Annotated in this window: 22 protein-coding genes, 1 tRNA gene and 1 pseudogene; 21 read left to right on the forward strand and 3 right to left on the reverse strand. The window is 41.8% G+C overall.

The annotated features are described in order from the left end of the window. The first annotated feature begins 45 nt into the window (after positions 1–45). From ccrZ to NST05_RS03060, 3 genes are all read left to right on the forward strand, one after another. Positions 46–837, forward strand: a complete 792-nt coding sequence (gene ccrZ / locus NST05_RS03050) for a cell cycle regulator CcrZ (protein WP_002951667.1) — start codon at positions 46–48, stop codon at positions 835–837. A 9-nt stretch (positions 838–846) separates the two neighbouring features. After that, complete coding sequence (gene trmB / locus NST05_RS03055; RefSeq protein WP_046206494.1) at positions 847–1,488, forward strand: tRNA (guanosine(46)-N7)-methyltransferase TrmB; 642 nt, start codon at positions 847–849, stop codon at positions 1,486–1,488. A 59-nt stretch (positions 1,489–1,547) separates the two neighbouring features. Further along, a tRNA-Ser gene (locus NST05_RS03060) sits at positions 1,548–1,634 on the forward strand. A 74-nt stretch (positions 1,635–1,708) separates the two neighbouring features. Here NST05_RS03060 and NST05_RS03065 read toward each other — a convergent pair. Next, entirely contained in the window at positions 1,709–2,890 is a 1,182-nt protein-coding gene (locus tag NST05_RS03065; RefSeq protein ID WP_002951656.1) for a BaiN/RdsA family NAD(P)/FAD-dependent oxidoreductase, read from the reverse strand. 112 nt (positions 2,891–3,002) lie between these two features. Between NST05_RS03065 and ilvD the strand changes: the two genes are divergently transcribed. Beyond that, a complete protein-coding gene (gene ilvD, locus NST05_RS03070; protein WP_023909890.1) occupies positions 3,003–4,721 on the forward strand; it encodes a dihydroxy-acid dehydratase in 1,719 nt (572 codons plus the stop codon). A gap of 147 nt (positions 4,722–4,868) precedes the next feature. Here ilvD and NST05_RS03075 read toward each other — a convergent pair whose 3' ends face one another. Further along, positions 4,869–5,228 carry a metal-sulfur cluster assembly factor gene (locus NST05_RS03075; protein ID WP_014727662.1) on the reverse strand — a complete coding sequence of 120 codons (360 nt, stop codon included), beginning with the start codon at positions 5,226–5,228 and terminating at the stop codon, positions 4,869–4,871. Between the two features lie 504 nt (positions 5,229–5,732). Here NST05_RS03075 and NST05_RS03080 point away from each other — a divergent pair. The 4 genes from NST05_RS03080 (at position 5,733) to NST05_RS03095 (ending at position 8,208) form a co-directional block, all read left to right on the forward strand. After that, the gene (locus tag NST05_RS03080) at positions 5,733–6,269 is read left to right on the forward strand and encodes a DUF536 domain-containing protein (protein ID WP_002951646.1); all 537 of its coding nucleotides are present in this window, start codon (positions 5,733–5,735) and stop codon (positions 6,267–6,269) included. A 49-nt stretch (positions 6,270–6,318) separates the two neighbouring features. Continuing rightward, a complete protein-coding gene (locus NST05_RS03085) occupies positions 6,319–6,909 on the forward strand; it encodes a 3'-5' exonuclease (RefSeq protein WP_340742898.1) in 591 nt (196 codons plus the stop codon). A 174-nt stretch (positions 6,910–7,083) separates the two neighbouring features. Next, a complete protein-coding gene (locus tag NST05_RS03090; RefSeq protein WP_084829042.1) occupies positions 7,084–7,812 on the forward strand; it encodes a MerR family transcriptional regulator in 729 nt (242 codons plus the stop codon). 105 nt (positions 7,813–7,917) lie between these two features. After that, the gene (locus NST05_RS03095; RefSeq protein WP_084829041.1) at positions 7,918–8,208 is read left to right on the forward strand and encodes a transposase; all 291 of its coding nucleotides are present in this window, start codon (positions 7,918–7,920) and stop codon (positions 8,206–8,208) included. 157 nt (positions 8,209–8,365) lie between these two features. Here the strand turns inward: NST05_RS03095 and NST05_RS03100 are convergent, their stop codons facing one another. Continuing rightward, complete coding sequence (locus tag NST05_RS03100) at positions 8,366–8,665, reverse strand: YbaB/EbfC family nucleoid-associated protein (protein ID WP_002884818.1); 300 nt, start codon at positions 8,663–8,665, stop codon at positions 8,366–8,368. Between the two features lie 335 nt (positions 8,666–9,000). Between NST05_RS03100 and NST05_RS03105 the strand changes: the two are divergent. The 13 genes and pseudogenes from NST05_RS03105 to NST05_RS03165 all read left to right on the forward strand — a co-directional run bounded on the left by NST05_RS03105 (position 9,001) and on the right by NST05_RS03165 (position 22,520). After that, positions 9,001–9,492 (forward strand): annotated as a pseudogene (locus tag NST05_RS03105) (hypothetical protein). A gap of 138 nt (positions 9,493–9,630) precedes the next feature. After that, positions 9,631–11,991: an HAD-IC family P-type ATPase gene (locus NST05_RS03110; protein ID WP_084829231.1), complete on the forward strand. Its 2,361-nt coding sequence runs from the start codon at positions 9,631–9,633 to the stop codon at positions 11,989–11,991. Positions 11,992–12,072: 81 nt separating this feature from the next. Then, positions 12,073–12,423, forward strand: a complete 351-nt coding sequence (locus NST05_RS03115) for a PBECR3 domain-containing polyvalent protein (protein WP_084829037.1) — start codon at positions 12,073–12,075, stop codon at positions 12,421–12,423. Between the two features lie 594 nt (positions 12,424–13,017). Then, entirely contained in the window at positions 13,018–13,299 is a 282-nt protein-coding gene (locus tag NST05_RS03120; RefSeq protein ID WP_011681522.1) for a chorismate mutase, read from the forward strand. A 76-nt stretch (positions 13,300–13,375) separates the two neighbouring features. Next, positions 13,376–14,731 (forward strand): anthranilate synthase component I, encoded by a 1,356-nt coding sequence (gene trpE / locus NST05_RS03125; protein ID WP_084829036.1) that lies wholly within the window; start codon positions 13,376–13,378, stop codon positions 14,729–14,731. Then, on the forward strand, positions 14,728–15,294 hold the full coding sequence (locus NST05_RS03130) for an aminodeoxychorismate/anthranilate synthase component II (protein ID WP_011681520.1): 567 nt from the start codon (positions 14,728–14,730) through the stop codon (positions 15,292–15,294). The genes trpE and NST05_RS03130 overlap by 4 nt, the downstream gene beginning before the upstream one ends. 90 nt (positions 15,295–15,384) lie before the next feature. After that, the gene (gene trpD / locus NST05_RS03135) at positions 15,385–16,389 is read left to right on the forward strand and encodes an anthranilate phosphoribosyltransferase (protein WP_011681519.1); all 1,005 of its coding nucleotides are present in this window, start codon (positions 15,385–15,387) and stop codon (positions 16,387–16,389) included. Beyond that, positions 16,386–17,153: an indole-3-glycerol phosphate synthase TrpC gene (gene trpC, locus NST05_RS03140; protein ID WP_084829035.1), complete on the forward strand. Its 768-nt coding sequence runs from the start codon at positions 16,386–16,388 to the stop codon at positions 17,151–17,153. The genes trpD and trpC overlap by 4 nt, the downstream gene beginning before the upstream one ends. Continuing rightward, positions 17,140–17,721, forward strand: a complete 582-nt coding sequence (locus NST05_RS03145) for a phosphoribosylanthranilate isomerase (RefSeq protein ID WP_011681517.1) — start codon at positions 17,140–17,142, stop codon at positions 17,719–17,721. The genes trpC and NST05_RS03145 overlap by 14 nt, the downstream gene beginning before the upstream one ends. Continuing rightward, a complete protein-coding gene (gene trpB, locus NST05_RS03150; protein ID WP_084829034.1) occupies positions 17,718–18,926 on the forward strand; it encodes a tryptophan synthase subunit beta in 1,209 nt (402 codons plus the stop codon). The genes NST05_RS03145 and trpB overlap by 4 nt, the downstream gene beginning before the upstream one ends. 3 nt (positions 18,927–18,929) lie before the next feature. Continuing rightward, positions 18,930–19,712: a tryptophan synthase subunit alpha gene (gene trpA / locus NST05_RS03155; protein ID WP_084829033.1), complete on the forward strand. Its 783-nt coding sequence runs from the start codon at positions 18,930–18,932 to the stop codon at positions 19,710–19,712. A gap of 144 nt (positions 19,713–19,856) precedes the next feature. Beyond that, a complete protein-coding gene (locus NST05_RS03160; protein ID WP_014608622.1) occupies positions 19,857–20,288 on the forward strand; it encodes a CopY/TcrY family copper transport repressor in 432 nt (143 codons plus the stop codon). A 3-nt stretch (positions 20,289–20,291) separates the two neighbouring features. Further along, complete coding sequence (locus NST05_RS03165; protein WP_084829032.1) at positions 20,292–22,520, forward strand: heavy metal translocating P-type ATPase; 2,229 nt, start codon at positions 20,292–20,294, stop codon at positions 22,518–22,520. The last annotated feature ends 40 nt before the right edge of the window (positions 22,521–22,560 follow it).

The raw sequence follows: 22,560 nt of genomic DNA on the forward strand, positions 1-22,560 counted from the left end.
AAGTTAGAATAGAAGCAAAAGACTAAAGAAAAAGGAGATGCCTAGGTGACATCAACAGATAAAGATTTGAGCCTGACTCCTCTCAAAGGAAATAGTGGTAAGGCCTATATGGGGACTTATCCAAACGGAGACCGTGTCTTTGTGAAGATGAATACAACACCAATCTTGGCAGCTCTTGCCAAGGAACAGATTGCGCCCCAGCTCCTGTGGGCTAAGCGTCTGGGAAATGGTGATATGATGAGTGCACAGGAGTGGCTTGATGGTCGTATTTTGACCAAACATGACATGAACAGTAAACAGATTATCCAAATTCTTGGTAATCTGCACCGCTCTAAACACTTGGTTAATCAGCTCTTGCAGTTGGATTATCATATTGAAAATCCTTTTGATCTTCTACACGAGTGGGAGGAAAATGCTGCCTATCAATTGCGTGAGAATAGTTTCCTTCAAGATGTTGTTAGAGATTTGAAACGTCATCTTCCAGAGTTTCGTGCAGAGATTGCGACCATTGTTCATGGCGATGCGCGTCATAGTAACTTTGTTATTACAACCTCAGGATTGATTTATTTGGTTGATTGGGATTCTGTACGTCTAACTGACCGTATGTATGATGTAGCACAGATTCTTAGCCATTACATTCCTTTGGCTCACTGGCCACAGTGGTTGTCTTATTATGGTTACAAGAACAATGACCTTGTTTTGGATAAGATTTACTGGTATGGACAATTTTCATATTTGACACAAATTTCCAAATTCTTTGATAACCGTGATTTGGAACATGCCAATCGAGAAATTTATGAGCTGCGTAAGTTCAGAGAGACCTTGCACAGATATTAGAAAGTAAACATGCGAGTTAGAAAACGTAAAGGTGCAGAGGAACACCTAGCTAACCATCCTCAGTATGTTATCCTTGAGCCAGAAGCTGCTAAAGGTAAGTGGCACCAGATTTTTGGCAATGACAATCCTATCCATATTGAGGTGGGGTCTGGTAAGGGAGCCTTCATTACTGGAATGGCCCAACAAAATCCTGATATCAACTACATTGGTATTGATATCCAGTTATCTGTTTTGAGTTATGCCTTGGACAAGGTCTTGGCCTCAGGTGCTGAAAATGTCAAACTCTTGCGTGTGGATGGATCTGCTTTGACCAACTATTTTGAAGATGGTGAAGTGGACATGATGTATCTCAACTTCTCAGATCCATGGCCCAAGAGCCGTCACGAGAAACGTCGTTTGACCTACAAGACTTTCCTAGATACTTATAAGCAAATTTTGCCTAAAAATGGAGAGATTCACTTTAAGACAGACAATCGAGGATTTTTCGAATACAGTTTGACGAGTTTCTCACAGTATGGAATGATTCTTAACAAAGTGTGGTTGGATCTTCATGCAAGTGATTATGAGGGCAACGTTATGACTGAGTACGAGCGAAAGTTTTCAGAAAAAGGTCAAGCTATCTACCGAGTAGAGGCTCAGTTTAAAGATTAAATCTTGAAAATTCTAATTAAAATGAACGATTAGTCAGTAATGGGTTAATCGTTTGATATGGAGAGGTCGCATAGAGGCCGAGTGCGCACGCTTGGAAAGCGTGTAGTCCTTAACGGGGCTCGGGGGTTCGAATCCCCTCCTCTCCTTTTCAGAAATAGACAAAGTGTCCCTTCCAGAATAGAAGGGACACTTTTTGGGTAGAGTTATTCGAAAAATTTCGTTAGTCCCAAGGGCTCTGAATTCCTGCTACCCAACCAGTACAGAGGGCGCTTGTAATATTAAAGCCACCGGTGTGGGCATTGATATCAAGTACCTCTCCTGCAAAATGTAGGTGAGGGACTTTTTTACTTTCTAGGGTTTTAGGATTAATCTCCTTGAGGTCTACGCCACCTTTGGTTACAAAGGATTTGGCAAGTGACATTTTGCCCGTAATTGGAATTTCCATCCCCTTGAGTTGACTGATAAGATTTTCCAAATCTTTGGGATGGAGTTGTTTAATTTTGCTATCCGCCTTATCTCCTGCTAGAAATTCAGCGACACGCTCAGGCACTAGACCTTTGAGAGTGTTTTTAACAGATTTCTCGCGATTTTCCTCAAAGTAGGTCTTGAGATTTTCTTGGCATTGGTTAGGAAGAAAATCTAGATGAGCTATTTCACCGCCTTTGACAAAGCTAGATAAACGTAGGGCAGCCGGTCCAGATAGGCCAAAATGAGTGAAAAGAAGGTCATGAGTAATCTTGTGTTTTCCATAAGATAGCGTGACATCGTCAAGAGAAATTCCCTGTAAAGCCTTATGTGGAAAGTCGGTTAGGAGTGGACTTTCTGCAGCTTCAAGATCAGTAACATGGAGTTTGAAATGTCGGGCGATATCGTGACCAAAACCAGTTGAACCTGTTGATGGATAAGATTTTCCCCCAGTTGTGACGATGAGTTTATCACTAGTAAAAATCTGGTCTGCAGACTTAACTTGAAATTGTTCATCGACTTTTTTGACAGAGACAACTTCCGTATTAGTGAGAATAGTAGCACCTAGTTCTTGGATTTTATTTTCCAGAGCTTGGATAATAGTACGTGATTTATCTGTCTTAGGGAAAACACGACCGTGGTCCTCAACCTTGAGTTTGACACCATTGTCCTCGAAAAAAGCAATAATATCGTGATTATCAAATTGAGAAAAGACGCTATAGAGGAAACGTCCATTACCTGGAATACCTGCTAAGAGATCGTCCAGAGTTCCATTGTTAGTGACGTTACAACGTCCACCACCAGTACCAGCTAGTTTCTTACCGAGACGTTTATTTTTTTCAATCAGAAGGGTTTGTTGGCCATAAAAGGCTGAGGCGATGGTCGCCATCATGCCAGCAGGTCCCCCACCAATAACGATAGTATCAAAATATTCCATAGTTTTATTTTAGCATAATTTAAAAAGAGAAAATAGTTGGTAAATGGTCAGATTTTTTAGACAATTTATGTTAAAATAGGAGTACAATTTTAAATTAGAATGGTTACTAACTATGGAGGAAAATATCGTGTCTGAAAATAACATGAAACACCGTTCTTCTGTCTACGATAGCATGGTTAAATCACCTAACCGTGCTATGCTTCGTGCGACTGGGATGACGGATGATAGTTTTGAAAAGCCTATTGTTGGGGTTATCTCAACTTGGGCTGAGAACACGCCATGTAATATCCACTTGCACGGTTTTGGTCAAATTGCCAAAGAGGGTGTCAAAGATGCGGGTGCTTGGCCAGTTCAATTTGGTACAATTACCGTTGCAGATGGTATTGCCATGGGGACACCAGGGATGCGTTTCTCATTGACATCTCGTGATATTATTGCTGACTCAATCGAAGCTGCTATGGGTGGTCACAATGTCGATGCCTTTGTTGCTATTGGTGGCTGTGATAAGAACATGCCAGGTTCAATGATTGCTATTGCCAACATGGATATTCCAGCTATTTTTGCTTACGGTGGTACGATTGCACCGGGTAATCTTAACGGTAAGGATATCGACTTGGTTTCTGTTTTCGAAGGTATCGGTAAATGGAACCACGGAGATATGACTGCCGAAGAGGTTAAAAATCTTGAATGTAATGCCTGCCCTGGCCCTGGTGGTTGTGGTGGTATGTATACTGCTAACACAATGGCAACAGCAATTGAGGTTATGGGGATGAGCCTTCCAGGATCATCATCTCACCCTGCAGAATCAGCTGAGAAGAAGACTGATATCGAAGAAGCAGGTCGTGCAGTTGTAAAAATGCTAGAAATGGGACTTAAGCCATCAGATATCTTGACACGTGAAGCCTTTGAAGATGCCATCACAGTTACAATGGCGCTTGGCGGTTCAACAAATGCCACTCTTCACTTGCTTGCTATCGCTCATGCGGCTAACGTTGATTTAACGCTTGAAGACTTCAACGATTTCCAAGAGCGCGTGCCTCACTTGGCTGACTTGAAGCCTTCAGGTCAATATGTCTTCCAAGACCTTTACAATGTTGGTGGTGTGCCAGCCGTTATGAAATATCTTCTTAAGAATGGTTTTCTTCACGGTGATCGTATCACGTGTACTGGTAAGACTGTTGCAGAAAATTTGGAAGCTTTCGATGATTTGACACCAGGTCAAAAAGTTATCATGCCACTTGAAAATCCTAAACGTGCCGATGGTCCATTGATTATCTTGAAAGGTAACTTGGCCCCAGAAGGTGCTGTTGCCAAAGTATCAGGTGTTAAAGTGCGTAACATTACTGGTCCTGCTAAAGTATTTGACTCAGAAGAAGATGCCATCGAGGCAGTTCTTTCTGACGAAATCGTTGACGGCGATGTAGTTGTTGTACGTTTTGTAGGTCCTAAGGGTGGTCCTGGTATGCCAGAAATGTTGTCATTGTCATCAATGATTGTTGGTAAAGGACAAGGAGACAAGGTTGCCCTCTTGACTGATGGACGTTTCTCAGGTGGTACTTACGGACTTGTTGTAGGTCATATTGCTCCTGAAGCTCAAGTTGGTGGACCGATTGCCTACCTCCGTACAGGTGATATGGTTACAGTTGACCAGGATACCAAAGAAATCACTATGCATGTACCAGACGAAGAGTTGGCGAAACGTAAAGCAGAAACTGAGTTACCACCACTTTATAGCCGTGGTGTCCTCGGTAAGTATGCTCACATTGTTTCATCAGCATCACGTGGTGCGGTTACTGACTTCTGGAATATGGATAAATCAGGTAAAGCTTAATCACATACTATAAAACAAAATCACATCGTATATTTGTGCGATGTGATTTTTATGATTCTAAGTTTTAGGGTTTTGTGTGAGTTAGTAATGTCTATCCACTGTCTTCTTAATAAAAAACCGATTGGAAAAGTCCAATCGGTTTTGGTTTTATTTTCCGCCCCGAGGTGAGATACCTAGGGCAATACGGCCATAACGACTAATACGGGTCATCTTCCAGACTGGTGAGTAAGTGGTTTCTACTTTGACAGAATTAATGCCATCAATTGCTTTTAGTTTTTCAGCGATTTCATATGGCATGGTCTCTTCACAGCCACAGCCAGTATCGGTAAAGGTCATAAGGAAGTAGCAGTAACCATTTTCATCAATGTTGATTTCATAAATCAAACCAAGATTGTAGATATCTAGCTCAATTTCAGGGTCGAATACAGTAGTCATTTGTTCAATAATTTGCTCTAAGAAGGGCTGGGCCAAATCATTGATTTTGATATCATTACGGAAGTTTTTCATAGGACTCGTTCTTTCTATTTTGCTTTTGTTTATTATGGCATAATTTAGGGCTTTTTTCAATCCGGTTTGGTAATATGAGGCTATAGTGGGCTTTGGATTGGCAACAAAAAAACTCCAACAGTAAGACCGTTGAAGCTAATGTGCCTCTATAATAAGCAGTTTTGTAACGAGAGTTACGTGAACACTGTCAATAATTGGAGCAAGAATGAAAATCCCAAACCATGCAGAATTGTCCCACCATTCCTGAATAGGCAGATTCGGTAGCAACTACACTTACTATGGAAGTACCAATCAGTTAAGCCAAAGATTTTCCTTCTATAACATATTTATACCCAAAAATAGTTTATCAAAAGCCTGCCTTCCTATCTAAACTGTTTGAAAAATGAAAGGAAAAATAGATTCGTAAGTAATTTTTCAAATGTCCTGAATGACTTGTCAAATTGACAGACAGGTGTGATTATGATATTCTCATAGTAAGAAATTCCAAGAGGAAATGAGGCTATTATGAGTATTGAAATGACCGTCAGCGAGATTGCTGAAATCCTTGGCGTTAGTCGTCAAGCAGTCAATAATCGTGTCAAACAACTTCCAGAAGAAGATACTGAAAAAAATGCTAAAGGAGTTACTGTCGTTAAGCGTAGTGGTTTGATTAAGTTGGAGGAAATCTACAAGAAAACCATATTTGAAGATGAGCCAATTGATGAAGAAACAAAACAACGTGAGTTGTTAGAGATTCTTGTAGACGAGAAAAACTCTGAGATTGCTCGTCTCTATGCTCAGTTGAAGGCCAAGGATGAGCAGTTGTCAAACATGGACAATCAATTGCGTGTCAAAGACGTGCAAATTGCTGAAAAAGACAAGCAAATTGATCAGCAGCAGCAATTGACCTTGACTGCTATGAAGGATAAAGAAGAGCTTAAATTGGAGCTTGATGAAGCTAAGGTAGAGATTGACGAAGCCAAGGCTCAAGTGGAAAAAATCCAGATTAAACAAGAAGAAACTGCTAAAAAAGGTTTCTTTGGACGTCTATTTGGAAAATAAAAAAGAAGCTGAGACTCGGTCTCAGCTTTAACTATTGTAGGAGATTAAGATGGAAAATTTAGAAACATATATTGCCTTTGATTTGGAGTTTAATACGGTGGATGGCGTTAGCCATATCATCCAAGTGTCGGCGGTTAAAATGGGACAGCACAAGGAAGTGGACCAGTTTGATTCTTTTGTCTATTCGAATGTTCCTTTGCAGTCCTTTATCAATGGTTTAACAGGGATTACAGCAGATAAGATTGCCAAGGCTCCAAAGTTAGAGTCGGTTTTGGCAGAGTTTAAGGCATTTATTGGTAATACACCACTTATCGGTTATAATGCACTTAAATCAGATTTGCTTATTCTAGCTGAAAATGGTTTAAACTTGGAAGAGCAATATGCTTTAGATGTTTTTGACGAGGCTTTTGACCGTCGTGCTTCTGATTTGAACGGTATTGTTAACCTCAAGTTGACTAGTGTGGCAGATTTCTTTGGAATCAAGGGACACGGTCATAACAGCTTGGAGGATGCTCGTATGACTGCACAGATTTACGAGGAGTTTCTCGAATTAGATGAGAATACCAAACTTTTGGAGCAACAGGAAGAAGTCAGTAACAATCCTTTTGCTGCCTTAGGTTTGGGTGGCCTTTTCGACTAGGACTTTACAGAAGCTGTAAAGGGTGTAAAGAGTGATAGCTAACTTTTTCTGTAAGAAAAGAAAATCCTCTAGGGTTAGGGCTTGCATATTACCTTGCGTTATAAGGTAGAATCTAGGTATCAAGGGTGACCAAGGTCCTCCTTTGATAGAAAATCTTAAAAGGAGGTGACTGAGATGTCGCAGTTTTCAACAGGAGAGTTGGCTAAGGCAGCAGAAGTGTCTGTTAGGACTGTCCAGTACTATGATCAACGAGGTATCTTGACGCCGTCTGAAGTCACAGAAGGTGGTCGGAGAATCTATCACGAATCAGACTTGGAACGCCTGCAAGTTATTTGTTTCTTAAGAGATTTGGACTTCTCAATCAAACAAATCAAGAAACTCTTGCAAGAGGAGAATAGGGAACAGGTTTTAGAGCTTTTGTTGACAGACCAAATCGAGAGTTTGGAAAAGTCTTCGAAGGAAATAGAGGTCAAACTAAAACGTGCCCGTCACTTGCAAAAAGCAACTGCTAAGTGGCGTCAACTTTCACTGGACGATTTGTCAGACATTTCACGTCTTATGGAAAATCAAAAATCATGGCGTCATTTGCAGTTGAGAATGTATGGGAGTGTCGTTCTAACCTCCCTTCTTTATCTGATAGGTCTACTGATAGTTATTTATTATTTTAAGGATCCTAGAGGTTTGTTTATTGTCTGCCCTGCATTTTTAATAGCCATAAATTTAGTGGTGTTTCACTATAGAAAGCAGTTTGAATACCTCTGTCCTAACTGTCATAAGATCTTTGGTCCTAGTTTTAAAGAGTTTGCTCTTGCAAGTCATACACCAAGGACTCGTAAACTGACTTGCCCTCATTGTCATATGAAGGCCTACTGTCTGGAGTTGGCCAAAAGTCAAACAAAATGAGTTTTCGAACATAAAAACGCTTGGACTGGCACTGCACCCATAAAATGAGACACAAGAAAACACTCTTGTTGAATTCTGGTAAACTAGAAACAGGAGTGTTTTATTATGGTCAAAAAAGCATATTCAGTAGAAACTAAGCTAGCCTGTATCGAAATGAAGAAAGTAGATAAGTCAAATAAAGTTATCATGGATGCCCTCGGTGTCAAAAATGCTAGTCAGGTGAAGACCTGGTGGCGATGGCATCAGAATGATGAATTATACCGTTTCCACCAACCCGTGGGGAACCAATATACTTATGGTAAAGGGATGAAGCAGTTATCTGAAGTTGAACAGTTACGTTTGCAGGTAGATTTACTAAAAAAGTATCAGAGCTTGGTAAGAGAATCGACAAAGTAAGTTTTATCAAGCTAATTGAAGAGTATAAGAAAACTGGTCGCATGAGAGTTTTTCTCTTGTCCCATTATTGGGGTGCAGTATCTCTCTTGTTGTATATTATGGCTGAGTTGCTAAATGAGTATATAGATAAAGGAATCGTGAGATTCCTTTTTATTGTTTAGAATGGCAATTTGCCTGCAAAGGCACCCATTGATTTTTTAGTAGCTTCGTCGATTTGTCCAAGAGCATCGTTAAGGGCTTGAACAGTCATATCTTGAAGTGTTTCCACATCATCAGGATCCACAACAGCATCAGCAAAAGTGATGTTAACCACTTTTTTGTCACCAGTTAATTCAGCAACGACCAAGTCTTGGGCTGATTTTCCAGTGAAAGTTGTAGCAGCCAATTCAGCTTGACTTTTTTCCATTTGTTTCTGAAGCTTTTGTGCTTGCTTCATCATGTTTTGCATGTTCATCATAATAATTTCTAGATTCCTTTCATATAAAGGGTTTAGCCCCTTCTTGTTACTTTTTGATGCCTTATTTTTCCTAATAGAAGAGACAGTCGATACCTCAACTATTATACCATGTTTAGTTTGAATGACAAAGTGAGAGAGGGTCAAAGAGAATCCGTAATTATAAGAGAGTTAAGTTTGTTTACAACGATGGTATCACGAGGCTTTGTTAAAAAAGCTGTAGAAGCAATTACAGAATCCACAAATCCTTGAAGTTTTAAGACTTGTTATGAATAGTGTACAATGCTTAATTGTTAACCTAGTCAACATGTAATTGGAGATAGAAAAGGAGAGAGAAGATGACAATGCAAAAAAGAAATATTTTAGGGATGTCGGACTGCTTATAGTCTTGTGTATGAGTCTCTATACTTATTGTAATTTAAAATTTAACTCTGTTTATTATGCTCAGCATATCCCTCATAAGGAGGGGACAGAAACGGATTTAGTTATGTTGGTAAAGAATGTGGGGTGGATTTATACTCCTAAAATCGACAATATTATATATGATGATGGAACAAACGATATTATAAATACTAAAAGTAAATCTTTTCTAACAAAATCCTTAGGAAGCTTTTTATATGATAAGGATAATATGACTGTTGGTTTTAACAGTACGTTTAGATTTGAGGACGTCAGTTATTTTTCAGAAGAAGCAAAAAAATCAAGTTAATGAATCACAAATTAAACGAGAGATTAAGGAAGATTTTTCCTCAATCATGAAGGTTCATACAAAACCTTTTATCAATCTTCAATGGTTGTTTAATCTACTTTACCGAAGTAGGTTTAATTAGAGAATATAATCCTACAGAATATTTTTGTTGGGTTTATTGGCCTGGATGGCAGAGTGAAAAAAGCATGAGGGGTAATAGGTTTATTTCCTTGGTATTCATGACGGCTAACCTTTGAAAACACCTCGTTTTTATGCTACTATGAAAGTTGTGAAAAAACAGTTACAAGGCTTGACTCAGGTGGAGGTCAAGCAGCGGATAGATGCAGGTAAAACAAATTATTTTAAAGCAAAAGCTGGCTCCAGCAATTGGGAGATTTTTAGGCGTAATGTCTTCAACTCCTTTAATATGCTTAATTTTGCAATCTTTGTGGCCTTGATTGCTGTTCAGGCTTGGTCCAATCTATTTTTCTTCGGGATTATTGTGCTTAATGCCTTTACGGGGATGATGACAGAGTTGCGTGCCCGTCGCATGATTGATAAGCTCAATCTCATGAATCAGGATCAGATTCGTGTGGTGCGTGATGGACAGCTTGTTTCCATCGATCCTAAGGATATTGTCTTAGATGATATCATGCTCTTGTCTGCGGGTGAGCAGGTTCCCAGTGATGCAGTGGTTGTTGATGGAATGGCTGAGCTTAACGAGGCTATGCTGACTGGTGAGAGTGATCAGATTCTAAAGAAAGATGGGAAGGAGTTGCTCTCAGGTTCTTATCTTGTGAGTGGTCAAGTCTATGCTAAGGTCATTAACGTAGCCGAGGACAATTACGCCAACAAGCTTATGTTAGAGGCCAAGACTCATAAGCCAATCGTGTCCTGTATCCTTTATAACATGGACAAGATTGCTAAGTTTACGGGAAAGATTGTTATACCATTTGGGCTTGCACTCTTTTTCGAGGCTTACATGATTAAGCAGCTTTCTCTTCAAGAGTCGGTCGTTACCAGTTCAACAGCCCTTCTGGGAATGTTGCCTAAGGGAATTACCCTTTTGACTATTACATCACTTTTGACGGCTGTCATTAAGCTTGGGATGAAACACATCCTTGTGCAAGAGATGTACTCTGTTGAAACCTTGGCCCGTGTAGATGTGCTTTGTTTAGATAAGACAGGGACGATTACACAAGGAAAGATGACAGTTAAAGGTCTGGAGCTACTGTCAGAGCGTTTTACGAAAGAGGAGTTGGAACGTTTGCTTGCGGCTTATATGCAACATAGCAAGGATAAAAACGCAACAGCTCAGGCTATTCGAAATGCTTATGAGGGTCTGGAACATCATTATCAGGTAGGTGATGTTATTCCATTTTCAAGCAATCGTAAATGGGGTGCTGTGAGCATCAATGGGCTTGGAACTCTCTTTTTGGGAGCACCTGAGATGCTTCTTAAGGAGAATCCTAAAGAAGTCGATAAGGCTCAGGCGCGAGGGTCTCGTGTTTTGATTTTGGCTTGGAGTCAGTCAGGTATTGCCACAGAGACCATGATTTTGCCGAATGATATCGAGGCTTTGACCTTGCTTGAAATTGCCGATCCTATTCGTGAGGATGCTGCAGAAACTCTGGAATACCTGCGTTCAGAAGATGTGACACTTAAGATTATTTCTGGTGACAATCCAGTGACGGTTTCTCATATTGCTCATCAAGCTGGTTTTGCCGATTATCAAAGCTATATTGACTGTTCTAAGGTCAGCGATGAGGAGTTGGAGGCTTTGGCTGAGGATACTGCGATTTTTGGTCGTGTATCTCCGCATCAGAAAAAGTTATTAATCCAAACCCTTAATGCCAATGGGCATACCACGGCTATGACTGGTGACGGTGTCAATGATATCTTGGCACTGCGTGAGGCGGATTGTTCGATTGTTATGGCAGAGGGAGATCCGGCTACACGCCAGATTGCTAACTTGGTGCTAATGGATTCTGAGTTTAAGGACATTCCTGAAATTCTATTTGAGGGACGCCGTGTGGTTAATAATATTGCCCACATTGCACCTATTTTCCTCATTAAAACTGTTTATTCCTTCCTTTTGGGGCTTATCTGTATTGGCAGTATTGTTTTTGGAAAGGCGGAGTACCTCTTGGTCTTTCCATTCATTCAGGTTCAGATGACCTTGGCAGGTCAGTTTATCGAGGGTCTTCCACCATTTGTTTTGACCTTCGAACGTAATATTCGTCCTGTTGAGAAACATTTCCTCAGACGTTCGCTTCAGTTGGCTATTCCTAATGCCTTGATGCTGGTTATCAGTGTTCTTATTTTCCATCTGTCTCAGGTCTATCTTGGTATGAGTAGTACAGACATGCTGACGCTTTCTTATTATATGATGGGATCAACGGGTATTCTTGCCGTTATTCGTGCTTGTATCCCCTTAAATAAGGGGCGTGTGGCCTTGATTATCTACTCAGTCTTTGGCTTCTTAATCAGTTCCTACTATCTTCGAGATGTGATTGCAATCTCAACACTTAATAGCTACACATTGCCAATCTATCTGGTCGCAATGGCTATCTGTACACCGTTTTTCTTCTGGATTAGCTACAAACAAGGTGCTTTCCAAAAAGCACAAAGCAAAACTTAAGCTTGCTAACAGACTTTAGTTTTTTGATAGCTAAATAATAGGAAAATCCTTGATGGGCATTAGGTATGGTACAATAAAGGCATGAAAATAGTAGGGCACTTGACGCCAAAAGTCATTAAAGCTTTTAATTTAGACTACAAGCCTGGTGAAGACATCACGCAGTCTGCACAACGTAAGAAGCATATGGAAAAACATCGCCAGGAATTTAGTGATTTTGATGCCATCTATGAACGTATTCCAGAGATTATTGCTCATCCGGACTATATCGGTCGCCATCCTGATGGCCAGTCCTTGGAATACATCAAACGTATTGATGGTAATGTTTTAGTAGCGGTTACATTATGTGATAAACTTAATGTCCGTACCATGTTTGTGATTAAAGATTCTAAGCTGAAAAACTATCTAAATGCTGGTAGAGCGAAGAAAATGTGATATAACATGGGTAAGGAATAACAACGAGAGCGGAAGAGGTAGCCGCCGCACCTTCGGGACTGAAAGAGATGCAGGACTGTCACCCTGCCGTTGTTTATCAGCCCAAGAAGTCCCTTTCGGGGGCTTTTTTATTTTGTGTAGCTTAGGGGCAAGACTATCTCACTATCTGGATTAGGTATAGACTAAACCTATAGGAGAAGAATTGTCAAAATTAACAGAAAATTCTTGACATCTTTTTAAAAAGGAGTACAATAGTTAGTAAATCAGAAAGTAACTGGTCTTAGATTTTCAGGGAGCCTGCGGTGATTGTGAGTAGGTAATCGAGATGAGTGAACATTGGGCTGATTGGATGATAATGAGAAGGTAACACATATTCTTCTCGGTTGGCACCCCTTACCGTGCAACTCCTTGTTAGAGGAGATAGAGATGATGGTCGTTTTTTTGGAGACCATTAACTGAGGTGGTACCGTGTTAAACTAGATTTAATGCCCTCACAGAGTTTTTCTCTGTGAGGTTTTTTGCTTACTTTTATCTTTAAAGGTCTATTTACCTTAAAGGAGTATTATTTCATTATTCAATGAAAGGTTGGGTATTATGGATGCATTAAACGATATTCGAAGTGATATTGATAATATTGATAGTCAGTTAATTCGACTCCTGGCCCAACGTCAAATACTTGTGGAAAAGGCAGGGCGGCTGAAGCCAAAAGGAGATAAGTCCGCAGTCCGGGCGAATGATCGTGTTGCTCAAGTCATAGCTAACCGTCGCAAGGAGGCACTAGAGCTTGGCTTATCGCCAGATGTGGCTGAAAGTGTTTGGCGAAGCATGATTCAAGCCTTTATTGCTTTGGAAGAGAAAGTGAATAAAGAACACTAATGGTGCCGACACATCCTATAAAGGAGTCTTGTATCAGTCTTATTACTCTCGATAAACCAGTTTGAAAGGAAATACTATGAGAAAAATTTTACCAGCCGATACCTTAACACCAATCTTGGCTTATATGCGTGTTCAAGGGGAACACAAGGTTATCCTTGAATCTATTCCTCGTGAGAAGGAAAATGCACGTTTTTCTATTATTGCCTACAATCCGGTCTTTGAAGTAACCTTCAAGGATGGTGTTCTTTATGAAAATGGTAAGGCGATTGATCAGGATCCTTTCGAATACTTGGACCAAGTAACAGTCAAGGGCATCAAGTCTGACCTACCTTTCGCAGGTGGTGCTATCGGATTTGTAGGTTATGATATGATTGGTCTCTATGAAAATATCGGGGAGATTCCTGAAGATACGATTGGGACACCTGATATGCATTTCTTCATCTATGAGTCTTATTTGATTTTTGATCACAAAAAGGAAAAGGTTTATGTGGTTGAGGACAACATCTACTCTGACCGTGACAACGATGCGGTGCGTCAAGCTCTTGGTCAGGTGGTAACGATCCTACAGACTCAGGCGCCAAACGAGTTTACACCTCAGGCCTTGCAAGCTTTGCAATTTTCGAATCATATCGAAAAAGAGGTCTTCATGGATATGGTGGCTAAGGCTAAGAAACTCATTCGTGAGGGAGATATGTTCCAATGTGTGCTTAGTCAACGCTTTTCAGCGGACTTTGAGGGAGATCCTTTGGATTACTACCGTAACTTGCGCGTGACCAACCCATCAAACTACCTTTATTTCTATGATTTTGGAGATTATCAGGTGATTGGTGCCAGCCCAGAGAGCCTTGTTTCAGTGAAAAATGGAGAGGTGTTCACCAATCCGATTGCTGGAACTCGCCCTCGTGGCGCCAATGAGGCTGAAGATGCTGCCTTGGCGGATGAACTCTCACATGATGTTAAAGAAACTGCGGAACACCGTATGTTGGTTGACTTGGGACGTAATGATATTGGTAAGATTGCCAAAAATGGTACGGTCAAGGTGACCAAGTATATGGCGGTTGAGTATTTCCGCTATGTGATGCACCTTACTAGTGTGGTTAAGGGGCAACTCTTACCGGAGTTGACGTCCCTTGATGCTCTAAAATCAACTCTACCAGCTGGAACCGTGTCAGGAGCACCTAAGATTCGTGCTATGCGTCGTATCTATGAGCTTGAGCAGGAAAAACGTGGTATTTATGCGGGAGCTATTGGTTATCTGTCTGCGACAGGAGATATGGACTTTGCCATTGCTATCCGTACTATGATTCTCAAAAATCAAAAAGCCTATGTTCAGGCAGGTGCAGGTGTTGTCTATGACAGTGTTCCTGAAAATGAATTTTATGAAACGATTAATAAGGCGAAAGCTATGACAAGAATAGGAGATGTCCAATGATTTTACTAGTTGATAACTACGATTCTTTTACCTATAATTTGGCACAATACCTAGGGACATTTACAGAGGTGAAAGTCTTACGTAACGATGATGAGAAGCTCTATGAAGAGGCGGAAAAAGCTTACGGGCTAGTCTTTTCACCGGGTCCAGGTTGGCCAGCTGATGCGGGTAAAATGGAAGCCTTGATTAAGGATTTCGCTGGTAAAAAACCGATGATGGGAATTTGCTTGGGGCACCAGGCTATTGCGGAAACTTTTGGTGGTAAACTTGGCTTGGCTAAGAATGTCATGCATGGCAAACAAAGCAATATTACTTTTGAAACGCCATCGCCAATTTTCAAGGATATTGACAATGATGTCCCAATCATGCGTTACCATTCCATCGTTGTTGACCAAATGCCAGAGGGCTTTGATGTGACAGCCATCACAACTGATGATCAAGAAATCATGGCCATTCAACATAAGGAGCTACCAATTTATGGTTTGCAATATCACCCAGAGAGCATCGGAAGTCCAGATGGTCTCAAGATGGTTGAAAATTTTGTGAAAATTGTTGCAGGCTAGTTGGTTAGTCTTTTGACTAGATAAATCTAGGCTCAAAACATCTCCTCGTGCATCGGAAAATATTGAACCGTCTTTAGAAGGAAAACAGATATGAAAGAAATATTTCTACAAATCTCAAACCGACAAGACTTGTCTCAAGACCAAGTCCAAGCAGTCTTTGACCGCATTCTCAAAAATGAAGTCTCAGAAAGCCAAATCGCTTCCTTCCTTATGGGGCTTAAAATTAAGGGAGAAACATCAGATGAAATCACAGGTATCGTGCGTGCCCTCAAATCACATGCGACGGTCTTGCCTGAGACCTTCACAGATGCTATGTGTAACTGTGGTACTGGTGGAGACCAATCTTATAGCTTTAACATTTCAACAACGGCTTGCTTTGTCCTAGCAGCAGGTGGTATTCGTATGGCTAAGGCTGGTAACCGTTCGATTTCCTCTAAATCTGGTTCGGCAGATGTCCTTGAAGTCCTTGGAATCAACGTTGCGGCATCACCAGAAATCCTATCTAAAGCACTTGACGAGGTTGGTTTGGCCTTTATCTTTGCACAAACCATGCACCCAGCCATGCGTTTTATCGGTCCAGCTCGCCAAGCTCTTGGGATTCCAACGATTATGAACTTGGTTGGGCCACTGGCTAATCCGCTTGACCTTGAGACGCAACTCATGGGGCTCTATCGTGTGGAGCTGCAAGAGATTGTTGCTAATGCTATTCAACAGTTGGGAAGAAAACGTGCGGTTATTATCACAGGTCCTGACAATATGGACGAAGCTGCTCTCTATGGTACTAACACCTACACCCTTTTGGAAGATGGTCACATCAGCCAGCACACCTTTACTTATGAAGATCTGGGTATGGAAAAGGTTGAGTTGTCTGATATCACAGGTGGTGATGCCAAGGAAAATGCAGAGATTCTCCTTAGTGTCTTGAGAAATGAAGCTAGTCCTTATCTTGAAACAACAGTGCTTAATGTAGGTCTTGGTTTCTTTGCCAATGGTAAGGCTGGGACCATTAAAGAAGGTGTTGAGCTTGCTCGTCAATTAATTGCGGACGGATCAGCCCTAGAGAAACTTCGCAAACTCCAAGAGGTACAAGTATGAGTAAAGCTTTTCTTCCAACAATCCTAGAACAAAAAGAAAAAGAAGTGGCCCAGTTGGTCATGGAAGACTTACAGCCCTTGCGTCAGACCTATCGCCTTTATGATTTTCTCAAGTCAAATCAAAACAAGTTGCAAATTATTTCTGAAGTGAAGAAAGCCAGTCCAAGTATGGGTGATATTAACCTAGATGTGGATATTGTAGCTCAGGCCAAGACCTATGAGGAAAATGGGGCAGCCATGATTTCAGTTTTGACTGACGAAGTCTTCTTCAAAGGTGATATTTCCTATTTGAAAGAAATTTCGACACAGGTAGCGATTCCAACCTTGGCTAAGGACTTCATTATTGATGAGAAACAGATTGTGCGTAGCCGTAATGCGGGTGCGACAGTCATTCTCTTGATTGTAGCGGCCTTGCCAGAAGCTCGTCTCAAGGAGCTCTATGATTTTGCGACTAGCCTTGGCTTGGAAGTCTTGGTTGAAACGCATAATCTGCCAGAATTGGAAGTGGCTCACCGTATTGGTGCTGAAATTATCGGAGTAAACAACCGTAATTTGGTGACATTTGAGACAGATATCAATACCAGTCTTGAGTTATCGACGCATTTCAAGGATAAACCTGTTTATATTTCTGAGTCGGCTATTTTTACAGGTCAGGATGCTGACCTAGTTGCCCCATATTTTAATGGGATTCTGGTAGGAACTGCCCTTATGACGGCTGACAATGTAGCTAAAAAGGTCAAGGAGTTGCAAATTGACAAAGGTTAAAATTTGTGGACTGTCGACACCAGAAGCAGTAGCCACTGCAGTTAAAGCAGGTGCTGACTATATTGGTTTTGTGTTCGCCAAAAGCAAGCGTCAAGTGAGTCTTGAACAAGCTCACGAGTTGGCTAAAGGGGTGACAGGCCAGACAAAAATCGTTGGTGTCTTTGTTTCACCAATCCTTAAGGAACTGGAAGAAGCGATTAGTCAGGTTCCCTTAGATATCGTTCAGATTCATGGAACTTTTGATGAAGATCTGATTCCAAAGATATCAGTACCAGTTATTCGAGCAATTCAGATTTCGGATGGTGATTCTCAAGTCAAGAGCCAGGCGGGTTATCTTCTTTTTGATGCTCCTATTGCCGGCAGTGGTCAGACCTTTGACTGGCAACTCTTGGCTGACAAGCAGATTGAACAGGACTACTTTATCGCTGGTGGTTTGGCTGTGGATAATGTGGCAGAGGCCAAGGAAACCTTCCATCCCTATGCCTTGGATGTGTCCTCAGGTGTAGAGACAGATGGTTACAAGGATTTAAAGAAGATTAAAGCATTTATAGAAAGAGTGAAAGCATGACATATCAACAACCTGATGCAAAAGGATTTTACGGAAAATTCGGCGGTCAGTTCGTTCCCGAAACGCTGATGACAGCCGTTATTGAATTGGATAAGGCCTATCGTGAAGCCAAAGAAGATTCAAGTTTCCAAGCGGAATTGGATGACCTCCTTAAAAACTATGTGGGCCGTGAAACACCTCTTTACTACACCAAACGTTTGACAGATCATATCGGTGGAGCGCAAATTTACCTTAAACGTGAAGACCTTAACCACACTGGGGCCCACAAGATTAACAATGCCCTCGGTCAAGTCTTGCTTGCTAAACGTATGGGTAAGAAGAAAATCATCGCCGAAACTGGTGCAGGTCAACACGGTGTCGCAACAGCGACAGCCGCTGCTCTTTTCGACATGGACTGTACCATCTATATGGGTGAGGAAGATGTGAAACGTCAGGCGCTTAACGTTTTCCGTATGGAGTTGCTTGGTGCCAAAGTTTTCAGTGTTACCGATGGCTCACGCGTGCTTAAGGACGCTGTAAATGCTGCTCTTCGTGCTTGGGTTGCAGGTATCGAGGATACTCATTACATCATGGGATCTGCCCTTGGTCCAGCACCATTCCCAGAAATTGTTCGTGATTTCCAATCTGTTATCGGTCGTGAAGCCAAACGCCAATATGCAGAGATTTCTGGCGGGAAACTGCCTGATGCTGTAATGGCTTGTATCGGTGGTGGTTCAAATGCTATCGGCATGTTCTACCCATTTGTCAATGATAAATTAGTAGCTATGTATGGTGCTGAGGCTTCTGGTTTGGGACTTGATACTGAAAAACACGCCGCAACCTTTGCCAAAGGTCGCCCAGGTATCCTTCATGGAGCCCTTATGGATGTCCTCCAAGATGCTCATGGTCAAATAATGGAAGCTTTCTCTATCTCAGCTGGTCTGGACTACCCAGGGGTTGGTCCTGAGCACTGTTATTTCAACGAAATAGGACGTGCGACTTACGACTCTATCACAGATGAAGAAGCGCTAGAAGGGTTCAAACTGCTGTCACGTTTGGAAGGTATTATCCCAGCTCTTGAGTCTAGCCATGCCATTGCGCTTGCACAAAAAGTGGCAGCTAAGATGTCGCCAGATCAAAGCCTCATCGTCTGCCTCTCAGGTCGTGGGGACAAGGACGTTATGCAGGTTAAAGAACGTTTTGAAGCTGAAGCAGAAGGGAAATAAACCATGACAAAAACACTAACAAAACACCTACAAGCTATCAAAGACAGTAAACGCGGTATTTTCGTACCCTATATCATGGCTGGTGACCACGCTAAAGGTCTGGACGGCCTCTTTGAGACTATTACTCTCTTAGAAAATAGCGGTGTTTCAGCTATCGAGGTGGGTATTCCATGGTCTGACCCAGTGGCTGATGGTACCATTATTGAACTAGCAGGACAACGTAGTTTGGCTAAAGACGTGACTTTGACAGCTATCATCAAGAAGCTTCAAGAAAAAAAGACACAGGTGCCTTTGGTTATCATGACCTACATCAACCCAGTTTATCAGTATTGTATTGAAGCCTTTGTCAAAGATTTAGCAGAGACTTCTGTCAAGGGGCTCATCATTCCTGATTTGCCAAATGAACATGCTGACTTTATCACTCCTTATTTGAGAGACAGTGACATTGCTCTCGTGCCTTTGATCAGCTTGACTACAGGCATTGATCGTCAGAAACAGTTGATTGATGGTGCAGAAGGCTTTATCTACGCCGTTGCCATCAATGGTGCTACTGGTAAGACTGTTAATTACCGTGATGACCTTGATAAACACTTATCTAACTTGACTGCCTATGCAGACATTCCAGTTCTCACAGGTTTTGGTGTGTCAACAGAGGAAGACATTAAACGCTTTAATGCTGTGTCAGACGGTGTTATCGTGGGATCAAAAATTGTCCGTGACCTGCACGACGGTAAGGAAGAAGAAGTCGCTGAATTTGTTACATTCGGCTCACATTTTGAAAAATAGCAGATGATGCTCTCCAGAAATGGGGAGTATTTTTCATCAAAAATAAATCTACAAATGTAGATAAAATTCTTGACACCTTTCTATAATAGTGTTAAAATAAATCTACAAATGTAAACAAATAAAAGCATTCAGAAAGGAACTATTATGTTGGCAATTTCATCTGCAGAATGGGAAGTCATGCGAGTGCTCTGGGCTAAGGGGCAAGCGACTTCTTCAGAGATTATAGAGATTCTAGCTAAGAAGCTAGACTGGTCGGCTTCGACAGTTAAGACCTTGATTGGACGTTTGGCGGATAAGGGTTACCTAACCAGTCAGCGTCAAGGACGCGGGTTTATCTATCAAGCTAGCCTAGGTGAAGATGAGGCGAATTTTCAGGCTTTAGAGGCTGTTTTTGACAAGATTTGTTTGACCAAACATAGCGATTTATTGGGTCAACTCATCGCAAAGACACCAATGACGCAAGCTGATGTGGATAAGTTGCAGGCCTTGCTTTTAGCAAAAGCACCTGTGGATCAGGTGGTTTGTGACTGTGTGCCTGGCCAATGCGCTTGTGGGCATCATATGGAGGTGAATTAGAAAATGTCAAAAGAAACTTTTGTGGTTAATGGGATGACTTGTGCGTCCTGTGTGGCCAATGTTGAAAATGCTGTGAATAATTTGGATGGTGTGGACAAGGCTGTTGTTAATCTGACCACGGAAAAAATGTCTGTGGATTACTCTGGGAACAAGGTTAGTCCAGAAGCTATTGAAAAAGCTGTGGCTGACGCTGGTTATGAAGCCCAAGTCTACAATCCAGATACAGCTAAAAGTCAGGAAGAACGTGAAGAAGACAAAATCCACAAGGTGCGTGAGCGCCTCATTTGGTCATCGGTCTTCACCATTCCTCTCTTTTATCTAGCTATGGGGCCAATGGTCGGTTTGCCTGTGCCAAACTTCTTGTCTCCTCACCATGCAGCCTTGACCTATGCCTTGGTGCTTTTGATTTTGACAGTGCCCGTTATGTGGTTGGGTCGTTCCTTCTATAGTAATGGTTTTCGTACTTTGGCCAAGGGTCATCCTAACATGGACGCTTTGGTAGCCTTGGCAACTTCAGCGGCCTTTCTTTATAGTCTCTTTGGTACTTATCACATTTCTTTGGGGCATGTCCATCACGCCCACCAACTTTATTATGAGTCGGTAGCTGTTATCTTGACCCTGATTACTCTAGGTAAGTATTTTGAAACCCTCTCTAAAGGTCGGACTTCAGATGCTATCAAGAAACTCATGCACTTGTCAGCCAAGGAGGCAACCGTTCTTCGGGACGGTAAGGAAGTCAAGCTTCCTGTGGATAAGGTTGTTCTTGGTGACCATATTGTGGTCAAACCTGGGGAAAAGATAGCCGTGGATGGTCAGGTGATTTCAGGTAGCTCTGCGATTGATGAGAGTATGCTAACAGGTGAGTCCCTCCCTATTGAAAAATCTGTTGGTAAACCAGTGTTTGCAGGTTCTATTAATGGTCAAGGTAGCTTAATTTATGAGGCTGAAAAGATTGGTAAGGACACCTTGCTTTCCCAAATCATTAAATTGGTTGAAGATGCCCAACAAACCAAGGCACCTATTGCCAAGATAGCCGATCAGGTGTCAGCAGTCTTTGTTCCTGTTGTCATGGCTATCGCCTTTGTATCTGGCCTCTTTTGGTACTTTATCATGGGACAAACCTTTACTTTTGCCATGACTGTAGCAGTTAGTGTCTTGGTCATTGCTTGTCCATGTGCATTGGGACTTGCGACACCGACAGCTATCATGGTTGGTACAGGGCTTGGCGCTGAGCACGGTATTCTCTACAAGCGTGGGGATGTGCTCGAGCTAGCTCACAAGGCTGACGTCCTCGTTTTTGACAAGACAGGAACCATTACTCAAGGGAAACCTCAGTTGGTTTCTAGCTATACCTATGGCAATAGTGGAGTAGCCTTACAACTTTTGGCATCATTGGAAGCCAAGTCTGAACACCCCTTGGGTCAAGCAATTCTTTTAGCAGCAGAAAATGCTAACTTGGACGTGTTAGAGATGGACAATTTCTCAAGTTTGACTGGACGAGGACTTACTGCCAGCTATGCAGGCAAGACTTATCTAGCTGGGAACCAAACTCTTATGGCAGAGGAAAAAGTCGACTTGACTTCAGCACAAACTGATTTCCAAAACTTGACAGCTGATGGTGAAACTCCTATATTCCTAGCTGAAGATGGCAACTTAATCGGACTCTTTGGTGTATCCGATCAGGTTAAAGCAGATAGTGCAGATATGGTGGCGGCTCTTCATCAAATGGGCAAGGAAGTCATCATGTTGACTGGTGATAATGACCAAACAGCCCAAGCCATCGCTCAAAAGGTTGGCATCAAACGTGTCATCAGTCAAGTGCTTCCGCAAGAAAAATCTAGAGTGATTAGCGACCTCCAAGTAGAAGGAAAATCAGTCATCATGGTTGGTGATGGTATCAATGATGCCCCAGCCCTTGCGACTGCTGATATCGGTATTGCCATGGGATCAGGGACAGAAATTGCCATGGAAAGTGCGGATATGGTCCTTATGAAACCCAACCTCATGGATGTGGTCAAGGCTTTGAAAGTTAGTCAGGCGACTATCACAACGATTAAAGAAAACCTCTTTTGGGCCTTTATCTACAATATTTTGTCTATCCCAGTGGCTATGGGTGTCCTCCACCTCTTTGGAGGTCCCCTTCTTGATCCAATGATAGCAGGACTTGCCATGAGCTTTAGCTCTGTTTCGGTCGTTTTTAATTCTCTGCGTCTCAAGCGCTGCAAAATTTAAGTGTCAATTACTTACAACTCCCGCCGCTTAAGGTGTATTG

The organism is Streptococcus sp. FSL E2-3494 (assembly GCF_038007085.1).
GTDB lineage: Bacteria > Bacillota > Bacilli > Lactobacillales > Streptococcaceae > Streptococcus > Streptococcus thermophilus.